The sequence below is a fragment of the Pseudaeromonas pectinilytica genome, from assembly GCF_054780855.1.
This window is the reverse complement of the sequence record NZ_BAAGVN010000121.1, coordinates 1-12,212: the sequence shown is the minus strand read 5'-3', so window position 1 is coordinate 12,212 and position 12,212 is coordinate 1. Positions and strand designations below refer to the sequence as shown.

The following is a 12,212-nucleotide window of genomic DNA, read 5'->3' as shown; positions in this document are numbered from 1 at the left end:
ATGGTGGTGACAGTGTGTAGCCATGGTGGTGACAGTGTGTAGCCATGGTGGTGACAGTGTGTAGCCATGGTGGTGACAGTGTGGCACTGCGCCCCGTGTTACCACATTCAACTTACAGCGAACGCAGTCAAAGGCAATCGGGATGCTTCCACAGCACCTAAATGGTAGACTTCAAACGATTTAATACGACTTTGAATCGCATAATCCGAGCGCCAACGACATGAGCAAAGAACCGTGGGTTACCGCCGAGCACGTCGCCCAGCACTTGGGCGTGGCCAAGGACACCGTGTACCGCTGGCGCGAGCGCAAGGGTCTGCCCGCGCACCGCGTAGGGCGGCTGTGGAAGTTCCAGCTCTCGGAAGTGGATGAGTGGGTACGAGCTGGAGGTGCCGATGAAGAATCGGGCGATGGGAGCGAACAAAAATAAATCCAGCAGGGGAAGGTGACGCGTGAGCTTGGAAGGGCAACTCCTTGACCAAAAGTCCTTGCGGGCCGTGACTGGCAAGACGGCGGACTGGAACGAAATTGCTAAGGATTGCATTGCCTTTGCCAATGCAACCGGTGGCCGCCTACTGCTGGGGATCGAGGATGGCCAGAGCGAGCCTCCCGCCGATCAGCGTGTCCCTCCAGACCTGCCAGACACACTGCGTCGCAAGCTGGCAGAGCGCACGGTCAACGTGACGGTGCTGCCGGATGTCACCATCGCCCCGAATGGCGGCCAATACATCGAATTGCTCATTCCGCGCGCCATGGCCGTTGCATCTACCACGGACGGCCGCTACTTCCTGCGCGTAGCCGACCAAAGCAAGCCCGTGACGGGTGATGACGTGATGCGCCTCGCCAGCGAGCGTTCCGCATTGCCATGGGAAACGCAAACCACCTTGCATGTTCCACGTACCGAAATTGATCCTGCCAAACGCGACAAGCTGCTCGAAGCCTTGCGCGCATCGGATCGCGCCAAGCCGTCCGTGAAAGAGAAGTCTGACGATGAGTTGCTCGATCACTATCAGCTCGCACAAGGGCCGAACCTCACCAATCTGGGCGTGCTCAGTCTCGGTCGCCATCATCATCGCGCTCAACTGACCACCGCTCCGGTCATCCAGTTCATCAAGTACGACGAGCACGGGCAGAAGGTCAACAAGCTGGTTTGGGACGACCACACGCAAAGCCCGATGGAGTTGATCGAAGCGGTCTGGCAGGAGGTGCCAGACTTCCGCGAGCGCTACGAGCTGCCCGATGGCCTGTACCGTCAGAACGTGCCCGCTTTCGATGAAATCGTGGTGCGCGAGTTATTGGTCAACGCATTGGTACATCGTCCCTACACCCAGCGCGGTGACATCTTCTTGAACCTGCATCCAGACCGGCTGGAAGTGGTCAACCCTGGACCGCTACCGCTGGGCGTCTCGCCGCAGAACGTGCTCCACACTACGGTACGCCGTAACGAACACCTGGCACGACTGTTCCATGACTTGAAACTGATGGAGCGGGAAGGCAGCGGCTTCGACAAGATCTTCGAGGTACTGCTCTCACAGGGCCGCCCGGCTCCCGAGTTGATCGAGACCCACGATCGTGTGCAGGTGACAGTGCGCCGCCGCATTCTCAAGCCTGAGGTCATCGACTTCATTGCGAAAGCAGATCAGACCTACCAGCTCACGCAGCGCGAGAGGATCGCGTTGGGCCTATTGGCGCAGCACGATGCCCTGACGGCACGCGAGCTGGTAACGTCGCTTGAGCTGCCGTCGGTTGAAGCATTGCAACCTTGGCTAAAGCGCCTACTGGACTGGCAGTTGGTGCAAAGCGCCGGGCGTACCCAGGCAACACGCTATTTTGTTGACCCCAGCTTGCTGCGCAGCCTCCAGTTCACCGGCGAGACCACACTCAAGCGCATTGAGCCACACCGCTTGGCCGCGCTGGTACTGGAAGACCTGCAGCGCTACCCCAGGTCGGCCATCAGCGACATCCATCAGCGCGTCGGCGGCGAAATCCATCCCAAGCAAGTCAAGCGCGCGCTGGAAGAGCTGATCGAGCGCGGGGAAGTCCGCTTTGAGGGTAACAAGCGCTGGCGGCGCTACTGGGCGCTGGCATGAGCAGCCTATCGGACAACCTGCGCACTATCGTCGATAGGTGGGCGATAGAAGTCGGGCGATATGTTGGTGACCGCCTGAAGAATCGAGGATTTCTATCGACCCAAGGCGAAGAAGGCCGGGAGATAGAACGCGGCCCTCTTGCCGTAACAACCCATTTACTCCTGCTCAAGCATCGCGCCTGAGCCGGACCCAACGAATCAAAACTGGACTTTTAAGATGACAAGTAACGAACAACGCGCTGCCCTACAGCGCCAGATCTGGGCCATCGCCAATGACGTCCGCGGTGCCGTCGATGGTTGGGACTTCAAGCAATACGTACTGGGCACCCTGTTTTATCGCTTTATCAGCGAAAACTTTGCTAGCTACATAGAAGCAGGTGATGACAGCATCAACTACGCAGCACTGCCGGATAGTGTGATCACGCCAGAAATCAAAGAGGACGCAATCAAGACCAAGGGCTACTTTATCCGACCCAGCGATCTCTTCGTAAATGTGGCAAAAAATGCCAATAGCAACGATAGCCTGAATACCGATCTCGCTCACATCTTTGCCGACATTGAAGCGTCGGCCAGCGGCTATCCGTCAGAGCGAGACATCAAAGGGCTGTTTGCCGACTTCGATACTACCAGTAACCGCTTGGGTAACACGGTAAAAGACAAAAACACCCGTCTGGCGGCAGTGCTTAAAGGGGTCGCAGAGTTGGATTTCGGCGACTTTGCAGATAATCAAATTGATCTCTTCGGCGATGCCTACGAGTTCCTTATCTCTAACTATGCCGCCAACGCCGGCAAATCCGGCGGCGAGTTCTTCACGCCGCAGCATGTCTCCAAGCTGATCGCCCAGCTGGCTATGCACAAGCAAACCAGCGTCAACAAGATTTACGACCCCGCCTGCGGTTCGGGCTCGCTGCTGTTGCAAGCCAAAAAGCATTTCGACCAGCACCTGATCGAAGACGGCTTCTTCGGGCAAGAAATCAACCACACCACCTACAACCTGGCGCGGATGAACATGTTCTTGCACAACATCAACTACGACAAGTTCAACATCCAGCTCGGCAACACCCTGATCGACCCGCACTTCGGCGACGACAAACCGTTTGATGCCATCGTCTCTAACCCGCCGTATTCGGTGAAGTGGATTGGCTCGGATGACCCGACCTTGATCAACGACGACCGCTTTGCCCCGGCTGGTGTGCTCGCGCCCAAGTCCAAGGCCGACTTTGCCTTTGTGCTGCATGCCTTGAGCTACCTTTCCAGCAAAGGCCGCGCGGCGATTGTCTGCTTCCCCGGTATCTTTTATCGCGGCGGCGCCGAGCAGAAAATCCGCCAGTATCTGGTGGATAACAACTACGTCGAAACCGTGATTTCCCTTGCCCCCAACCTGTTCTTTGGCACCACCATCGCCGTGAACATTCTGGTGCTGGCGAAAAACAAGAAAGACACGACTACTCAGTTCATCGACGCCAGCGGGCTATTCAAGAAAGAAACCAATAACAACGTCCTGCTGGATACGCATATCGAGCAAATCATGGCCGTGTTCGACAGCAAGGAAAACGTCGATCACTTTGCCAAGTCGGTACCGTTTGAGCAGGTAGCAGCCAACGACTACAACCTGTCGGTTAGCAGCTATGTGGAAGCCAAGGACAACCGCGAAGTGGTGGACATCGCCCGGCTCAACGCTGAGCTGAAAACCACCGTGGCCAGGATCGACCGGCTACGCAAAGACATAGACGCCATCGTGGCGGAGATTGAAGGCACGGGGGCAAACGCATGAGCGACACGCCACCCACACTGCTGCCCGCGCCCGCAGGCTACGCCGACTGGCTCAGGGAGTTAAAAGCCAGAATCCACAGCGCCCAGCAGCGGGCCACGCTGGCCGTCAATCGCGAACTGGTGCTGCTGTACTGGCAAATGGGCCACGATATTTTGGCCCGGCAACAGGAACAAGGTTGGGGCGCAAAGGTGATTGAACGGCTGGCGCACGATTTGCGCACCGCCTTCCCCGACATGAAAGGTTTTTCGCCGCGCAACCTCAAGTACATGCGTGCTTTCGCCGAGGCTTGGCCCGATACCGAATTTGTGCAAGCGGTGCTTGCACAATTGCCGTGGTATCACCAATTGGCGCTGCTGGACAAGTTGTCCAGCCCCGAAGCGCGCCGCTGGTACGCCGCAAAGGCCATTGAGCACAACTGGTCGCGCAATGTGTTGGTGATGCAAATCGAAACCCGCTTGCAAGAGCGCAGCGGCTCAGCTGTCACCAACTTCGATGCCAGTTTGCCCAAGCCACAGTCCGATCTGGCGCGCGAATCAATCAAAGACCCCTACCGCTTCGACTTTCTGGGCCTGACCGACGAAGCGCAAGAACACGAGGTTGAGCATGCTTTGGTCAAACACATCACCGAATTTCTGCTGGAATTGGGCGCGGGCTTTGCCTTCGTTGGTCGGCAGGTGTTGCTGGATGTGGGCGGTGACGAATTTTTCATCGACCTGCTTTTTTACCACCTGAAATTGCGCTGCTATGTGGTGGTTGAACTCAAGGGTGGCAAGTTCAAACCCGAGCATTTGGGCCAGTTGGGTTTTTACATGACCGCCGTGGACAAGCAGGTGAAGCACGAACTGGACAACCCCACCATCGGCCTGTTGCTGTGCAAGAGCAAAAACAAGGTGGTGGCCGAATACGCGCTGGGCGACAAAACCCAGCCCATGGGCATTGCCGAATACAAACTGATCCAATCGCTGCCCGACCCCCTCAAAACCAGCTTGCCCAGCATTGAACAAATCGAACGCGAACTGCAAGGAGGCAACGCATGAGCGACATGAATTTTTTGGAAAAGCTGTTGGATGGCGTTGACGTTGAGTGGAAGGCGCTAGGGGCCCTTGAAGACGCTGGCGTACTAAAGTTAGGGCGTGGCAATGTAATTTCGAAGAATGATTTGTCGAGTTTTTCTGGCGATTACCCGGTTTATTCGTCTTCCGCATCGGGCAGCGGCATATTCGGTCGCTATGGAAAATTCATGTTTGAGGATGAGCGAATAACTTGGTCAATCGATGGTGGAGGACGATTTTTTCATCGCCAAGCGCATAGATACTCTGTAACGAATGTGTGTGGCTGGCTAAGGGTAAACGATACGACCCTCTTGAACACCCGTTTTCTTTTTCATGTTCTGTCTGGAGCATGGGAAACGAAAGTCTTTGACTACATAAAGAAGGCGCATCCATCTGTAATTCGTGACGAATACTTAGTTCCCATCCTCTCTATTGAAATCCAGGCCGAAATCGTCCGCATTCTGGATGCCTTCACCGAGCTTACCGCCGAGCTTACTGCCGAGCTTACTGCCCGCAAAAAACAATACAACTACTACCGCGACAAGTTATTGAGTTTTGAAGATGGGGAGGTGGAGTGGAAATCTCTGAGCGAAATTGCATACTTTCATAATGCAAAACCGCACGAGAAGCTCGTCTCGCCGGATGGTGATGTGGCACTTCTAACTGCGGGTTTCATTTCAACAGACGGCAGGTCGGCACGATATGTAAAGACGGATGACGTGTTGACTCCAGCACTGAAGAATGATGTCGCGATGGTCATGAGCGACCTCCCAAACGGAAGGGCACTAGCTAAGACATTTTTCATCGAAGAAAACGGACGCTATGCAGCTAATCAGCGAGTCTGCCTATTGAGGGTAAAGGAACCAACGCAATTGGCGCCAAAGTTTCTTCACTATGTGATGAATCGAAATAGGCAACTCCTCTCCTATGACAGTGGGGTCGACCAAACACATCTGAAGAAAGATTGGATTCTGGGCGTCACAGTTCCGGTACCGCCCTTGGCTGAGCAAAACAGAATCGTCGCCATCCTCGACAAATTCGACGCGCTAACCAACTCCATCACGGAAGGCCTTCCCCGCGAAATCGAACTGCGCCAGAAGCAATACGAGTATTTCCGCGATCTACTGCTGAGTTTCCCTAAACCTGAAGAGGCGGCAGCTTAATATGGGTAAGGAACTAAAGGACATAGCTAAAGACTTAAAGAGCAAGAATAAAAAGGTACAGCTGATCTATGCCTTTAATGGCACAGGGAAAACTCGATTGTCACGAGCATTTAAGGAGGAAATTGTTCCTTCTAAAGAAGACGATGGTACTGACGGAGACGCTGGGCAATCGCGTGAAAAGTTCCTGTATTACAACGCCTTTACAGAAGACTTGTTTTACTGGGACAACGATTTAAAAGAAGATTCGAACCCAAAGTTAAAAATACAACCAAATACTTTTACGGGTTGGTTGATAGACTTGTTAAAAGAGTTAGGTGAAGACGGTAACATCGTTACAAACTTTCAACGTTATACGGGTAGCAAAGCCACCCCAATTTTTAATGAAAAATACAAAGCTAAAATTGATGAAAAAGAAGTAACGGTTCCTGCATTTTCTGAGGTCACTTTTCAAGTAGTCGCGAATGAACCAGTTGACTATGAGGCTGCTGTTGCTGCGTCTGATGGTGTCGAAAATGTCGTTCATGGTAAATACGAAGTAATAAAAATTTCAAAAGGTGAGGAAAGCAACTTTGTTTGGAGTGTTATGTATACCCTTTTACAACAAGTTATTTCCACCCTTAATGAACAAGATACTACCAATAGAATTACTCGTAAGTTTGATGCCTTAGAATACGTATTTATTGATGATCCAGTGAGTTCATTGGATGATACCCACCTTATTGAACTGGCCGTTGATTTAGCTGACTTAATCAAAAGAAGCTATTACTTTGAAGGCCGCGGTCTCAGATTCGTCATCACTACTCATAGCCCATTGTTTTATAATGTTTTACACAATGAGTTAAATAACGACCTTAAAAACCCAGCAGAAGGTAAAAGCCCAACGTGGTTGTATAAACGCGATCAATCAGAAAAGCATCGGCTTGTTAAAAATATTGACGAAACTTTCGAACTGTTCAGTTCGAATGATCACCCCTTTTCGTATCATCTATTCTTATTATCTGAAATTCGTGAAGCTATTAAAAATAAACAAGTCAGAAAGTATCACTTTTCATTCATGAGAAATATTTTAGAAAAAACCGCTACTTTCCTTGGGTATCCGCGCTGGGAAGATCTTTTGATAAAAACCGCTGATGGCTCACCTGATCCATTTTCAAACAGAATTCTTAACTTGGCCAGCCACTCTGCACATGCTGGGGAAGAAATTACAGATATTGAAGAAAAAGATAAGGAAAATCTTGAAGCTTTAGTCAATCACTTGTTTAGAACATATGGCTTCAAGAAGCAGGAGTTACAATGACCAGCTATAAAAGTATTGCAGAATCGAATAACTTTATTGTTTTAGATAAATACACACGCCAAGACCAAATTGCTGAGGGCTACCAGAGCGAAGGTGATTTAGAGCGTGAACTGATCCAAGACTTAGTTAATCAGGGCTATGAATATTTACCTGCGCTAACCACGCCCGATGCCATGCTGGCGAATGTGCGGGTGCAATTGCAGGCGCTGAACAGCGTGCAGTTTGCCGAAGGCGAGTGGGCGCGTTTTGTTGAGACCTGGTTGGACAAACCCAGCGACAGCATCGTCGACAAGACGCGCAAAATTCATGATGACTACATCCATGACTTCGTGTTTGACGATGGCCGCATCCAGAACATCTACCTGCTGGACAAGAAGAACATCGCCCGCAATAAAGTGCAGGTGATCAAGCAGTTTGAACAGACGGGCAGCCACGCCAACCGCTATGACGTGACGATTCTGGTCAATGGCCTGCCACTGGTACAAGTAGAGCTGAAGAAGCGCGGCGTGGCCATCCGCGAGGCTTTCAACCAGGTGCATCGCTACAGCAAGGAGAGCTTCAACAGCGAGAATTCCTTGTTCAAGTATTTGCAGCTGTTTGTGATCTCCAACGGCACCGACAGCCGCTACTTCGCCAACACCACGCAGCGCAACAAGAACAGCTTCGACTTCACCATGAACTGGGCGAAGGCGGACAACACGCTGATCAAGGACCTGAAGGACTTCACGGCCACCTTCTTCCAGAAACACACCCTGCTTAATGTGTTGCTGCATTACTCGGTGTTCGACGTGAGCGATACACTGCTGGTGATGCGCCCTTATCAAATCGCAGCCACCGAGCGCATTCTGTGGAAGATCAAGAGCGCCTATCAGGCCAAGAGCTGGAGCAGTCTTGAGGGCGGTGGCTTTATCTGGCACACCACCGGTTCCGGCAAGACGCTGACCAGCTTCAAGGCGGCGCGTTTGGCGACGGAGCTGGATTTCATCGACAAGGTGTTCTTCGTGGTGGACCGCAAGGATCTGGACTACCAGACCATGCGGGAATACCAGCGATTTTCTCCCGACAGCGTGAATGGCTCTGATAGTACGGCTGGCCTCAAGCGCAATCTGGAGAAGGACGACAACAAGATCGTCGTCACCACCATCCAGAAGCTCAATAACCTGATGAAGAGTGAAGGTGATTTGCCCATCTACGGCAAACAGGTCGTGTTCATCTTCGATGAATGTCACCGCAGCCAGTTCGGTGAAGCGCAGAAGAACCTGCAGAAGAAGTTCAAGAGGTTCTATCAGTTTGGCTTTACCGGCACCCCAATCTTCCCGGAGAACGCGCTGGGTGCGGAAACCACCGCCAGCGTATTCGGCCGCGAGTTGCATTCCTACGTGATCACCGACGCGATTCGCGATGAGAAAGTGCTGAAGTTCAAGGTGGATTACAACGATGTTCGCCCGCAGTTCAAGGCCATCGAGACTGAGAAGGACGAAAAGAAGCTGAGTGCGGCAGAGAACAAGCAAGCCCTGCTGCATCCTGACCGCATCCGCGAAATTACCCAGTACATCCTGACCAACTTCCGGCAGAAAACCCACCGCCTGCACGCGGGCAACAAGGGCTTCAACGCTATGTTTGCCGTGAGCAGCGTCGATGCCGCCAAGCTGTATTACGAGTCGTTCAAGACCTTGCAGAAGGATAGCGACAAGCCTTTGCGCGTGGCGACCATCTTCTCCTTCGCCGCCAATGAGGAGCAGGATGCTATCGGCGATATTCAGGATGAAAGCTTTGATGTATCCGCAATGAACAGCAGCGCCAAGGAGTTTTTGAGCGCAGCCATTGCGGATTACAACGCACTGTTCAAAACCAACTTCAGCGTGGATAGCAACGGCTTCCAGAACTACTACCGAGACCTGGCCAAGCAGGTGAAGGCCAAGGAGATCGACCTGCTCATCGTGGTGGGTATGTTCCTGACCGGCTTCGATGCGCCCTCGCTCAACACGTTGTTTGTCGACAAGAATCTGCGCTTCCACGGACTGATGCAGGCCTATTCGCGTACTAACCGCATCTTTGACGCCACCAAGACCTTCGGCAATATCGTCACTTTCCGCGACCTGGAACAGGCGACCATCGACGCCATCACCTTGTTCGGTGATAAGAACACCAAGAACGTGGTGCTGGAGAAGAGCTACCAGGAGTACATGGAAGGCTTCACCGATGCGGCCACCGGTGAGGCGCGACGTGGTTTTGTCGCCGTGGTGAACGAGCTGAAAACCCGCTTTCCCGATCCATCGGCCATTGAAAAGGAAGCTGACAAAAAAGCCTTCGCCAAGCTGTTCGGCGAATACCTACGCGTCGAGAACGTGCTGCAGAACTATGACGAATTTGCCAGCTTGAAGGAGTTGCAAAGCGTCGATCTGGCCGACCCTGCCGCAGTTGAGACATTCAAGGCCAAGCACTACCTGAGTGATGAAGATCTGACCACGCTGCAAGCCATCACGCTCCCGCCCGAGCGGAAGGTTCAGGACTATCGCTCGACCTACAACGACGTGCGCGACTGGCTACGCCGTGAGAAGGCTGGGGCCGAGAAAGAGAAGTCCACCATTGACTGGGATGACGTGGTCTTTGAGGTGGACCTATTGAAGTCTCAGGAAATCAACCTGGACTACATCCTGGAACTGATCTTCGAGCACAACAAGAAGACCAAGAGCAAGTCTGAACTGGTGGATGAAGTGCGGCGTGTGATTCGTGCCAGCCTGGGCAACCGCGCGAAAGAAAGTCTGGTGGTGGACTTCATCAACCAGACCGATTTGGACCAGATCGGCGACAAGGCCAGCGTAATTGAGGCCTTCTTCACTTTCGCTCAAGCGGAACAGCAGCGAGAGGCTGCAGAGCTGATTAGCGACGAGGGCCTGAACGCAGAAGCCGCCAAGCGCTATATCACCAACTCACTGAAGCGCGAGTTCGCCACCGAGAATGGCACGGAGCTCAATGCGGTTCTGCCTAAGATGAGCCCATTGAACCCGCAATTCCTGACCAAGAAGCAGACTGTCTTCCAGAAGATCGCTGCCTTTGTTGAGAAGTTCAAGGGTGTAGGCGGGCAACTTTGACTGCTCCTCCCCCTGAAGGAAGAGGATTCTGGATCAAGCCACAGACCGCAGACACAACGGCTCGTGAGAGCCTGGCCCCGAAGAGCCTGCATCCGCAGTGAGGGTGGTATCCAGCAACATGCCGCCAGTCAGACGGTCTACGCCGCGCCGTAATGTCACGGGACGGCGATACTTCACGGTTTCCGGTGGCATCAACCAGTCAGGGATGATGGTTCCACCGTTTTGGTATTTGTTCAGTTGGTTACAGGCACCAACATTGTCCCGAATGCCCACATAGCCGCACTGGCGGCAATGGTAGACTCGGCCTGCGGGTTTATGGCGATGGCCACACGCAGGACAGGTTTGCGAGGTATAGGCTTCGTTCTGCTTGACCAGCTCGATGCCCCGGCGTTTGCCCTTGTAGGCCAGATAGCCATAGAGCTGGCCCAGCGGGTTACCCGAGTTGCCCTGGTTCAGACGGCGTGAACCCTTCTTCTGTTTGCGCTTGTTGCGCGGCATGTCTGTGATGTCACCGACCACCAGGGTTCCGGCTTCACGCGCTTGGCAGAAGTCCAGCATCTGGTTGGCAGCATGGTGCAGCAGGTTGTGAACCTGATTGCGGTAGCGCTGCAACATCCGGGCTTTGGCCACACGCAGTTTGCGGTTTTGCCGCGAGCCCTTTTGGGTTTTCGACAGCGCGGTCTGATAGATGGCCAGCCTGCGGTTCTTGCCCTGCACCAGCGAGCGCAGTCCACGGCCGACAACGCCACTGGATTGAATGCCATCGGTCATGACAGCCAGATGGATGATGCCCATATCGGCGGCGACCACATTCATTCCGGCAGAAACCGGCTCGGCCACGGTTTGACTCAAAGTCAGGCGCCGTTGGACAAGGAAAGCCGGTTACCGTGACGACGAATGGCCGAGGGCTTCCACATGACCACCTGGAATTTTCTCTGGTCGCGCCACGGATAGCGGGCGCTCTTGTCGCCTGCGCTGCGTTTGGTGCGGGTGGAGTCGATATTGGCGATGAACTTTTCGATGAGTGCCTGGATGGTTTGGGAATGCAGACCAAACCGGCCTTTGAAATGTTGTTTGAGCTGGCTTTCGGAGGGCCATGCCCAGTGACGGCGGCGGCAGTATTTGTGCAACCGGACCAGTCGGCGCCAGAGTCGCCCGGCCTCGACCCGCAGCTCGGTCTGTCTGCGAGTCGGCGTACCGATATTGACTTTGATGACCCGGAAATCTTTCACAACTGGCGGCTCTGGGTTATTACGCTGGATATATATACAGCAGTATTGCGCAGGACTGGTTCACAAGCAAGTGCAGCCTTATATCCCCGCCATAAATGACGGGGTTTTACGGCCTGGCTGATAAGCACTCGATTATCAGTACTTTGAAGGCGCACGTAGTGCTCTTCTTCAAATGGTCGGTGATGAAGTGTTGCGCCGAGCTGCCGCTGACGAGGGACTGGTGAAGAAAGCCAAAACCAGGAAGCAGCAATTTTGCTGAGCGAAAACTCTCATCGTCTTTTGAGACTAATACGGCAATACTAATTTCCAGCTTTTAGCATCATTGGCCATGTTGGAGAATTTGGTTTTTTAACACTAATAACTCGTCTGATCTTGGTAGTGATTCAGCGAGTCGACGTTCAAAAGCAAGCGCTTTTTTGCCTTCCTTTAAACGTTGAAACCGACATGCCTCCCTGTAGGAAGCTCAACATCAACACGCAGCTTCCCACCCATTGCTTCCACGTAACGCTTCAT

The 12,212-nt window shown here is 53.1% G+C and carries 9 protein-coding genes; 7 read left to right on the top strand and 2 right to left on the bottom strand.

All coding sequences use genetic code 11. The features are described from left to right. Positions 1–220: 220 nt before the first annotated feature. The 7 genes from ACYVG7_RS08775 to ACYVG7_RS08745 all read left to right on the top strand — a co-directional run bounded on the left by ACYVG7_RS08775 (position 221) and on the right by ACYVG7_RS08745 (position 10,467). Positions 221–427 carry a helix-turn-helix domain-containing protein gene (locus tag ACYVG7_RS08775; protein WP_161507985.1) on the top strand — a complete coding sequence of 69 codons (207 nt, stop codon included), beginning with the start codon at positions 221–223 and terminating at the stop codon, positions 425–427. A 28-nt stretch (positions 428–455) separates the two neighbouring features. Further along, positions 456–2,087 (top strand): ATP-binding protein, encoded by a 1,632-nt coding sequence (locus ACYVG7_RS08770; RefSeq protein WP_460882771.1) that lies wholly within the window; start codon positions 456–458, stop codon positions 2,085–2,087. A 216-nt stretch (positions 2,088–2,303) separates the two neighbouring features. Continuing rightward, positions 2,304–3,860 carry a type I restriction-modification system subunit M gene (locus ACYVG7_RS08765; protein ID WP_460882770.1) on the top strand — a complete coding sequence of 519 codons (1,557 nt, stop codon included), beginning with the start codon at positions 2,304–2,306 and terminating at the stop codon, positions 3,858–3,860. Then, on the top strand, positions 3,857–4,897 hold the full coding sequence (locus ACYVG7_RS08760; RefSeq protein WP_161507988.1) for a PDDEXK nuclease domain-containing protein: 1,041 nt from the start codon (positions 3,857–3,859) through the stop codon (positions 4,895–4,897). The genes ACYVG7_RS08765 and ACYVG7_RS08760 overlap by 4 nt, the downstream gene beginning before the upstream one ends. Next, a complete protein-coding gene (locus ACYVG7_RS08755; RefSeq protein WP_460882769.1) occupies positions 4,894–6,075 on the top strand; it encodes a restriction endonuclease subunit S in 1,182 nt (393 codons plus the stop codon). Before ACYVG7_RS08760 ends, ACYVG7_RS08755 begins: the two co-directional genes overlap by 4 nt. Position 6,076: 1 nt before the next feature. After that, on the top strand, positions 6,077–7,372 hold the full coding sequence (locus tag ACYVG7_RS08750) for an AAA family ATPase (RefSeq protein ID WP_460882768.1): 1,296 nt from the start codon (positions 6,077–6,079) through the stop codon (positions 7,370–7,372). Then, a complete protein-coding gene (locus tag ACYVG7_RS08745) occupies positions 7,369–10,467 on the top strand; it encodes an HsdR family type I site-specific deoxyribonuclease (protein ID WP_460882767.1) in 3,099 nt (1,032 codons plus the stop codon). The genes ACYVG7_RS08750 and ACYVG7_RS08745 overlap by 4 nt, the downstream gene beginning before the upstream one ends. A gap of 33 nt (positions 10,468–10,500) precedes the next feature. Here ACYVG7_RS08745 and ACYVG7_RS08740 read toward each other — a convergent pair whose 3' ends face one another. Next, positions 10,501–11,319, bottom strand: coding sequence for an RNA-guided endonuclease InsQ/TnpB family protein (locus ACYVG7_RS08740; RefSeq protein WP_447192525.1), 819 nt, complete (start codon positions 11,317–11,319; stop codon positions 10,501–10,503). 2 nt (positions 11,320–11,321) lie between these two features. Next, positions 11,322–11,699: a hypothetical protein gene (locus ACYVG7_RS08735; RefSeq protein ID WP_182928040.1), complete on the bottom strand. Its 378-nt coding sequence runs from the start codon at positions 11,697–11,699 to the stop codon at positions 11,322–11,324. Positions 11,700–12,212: the final 513 nt, after the last annotated feature.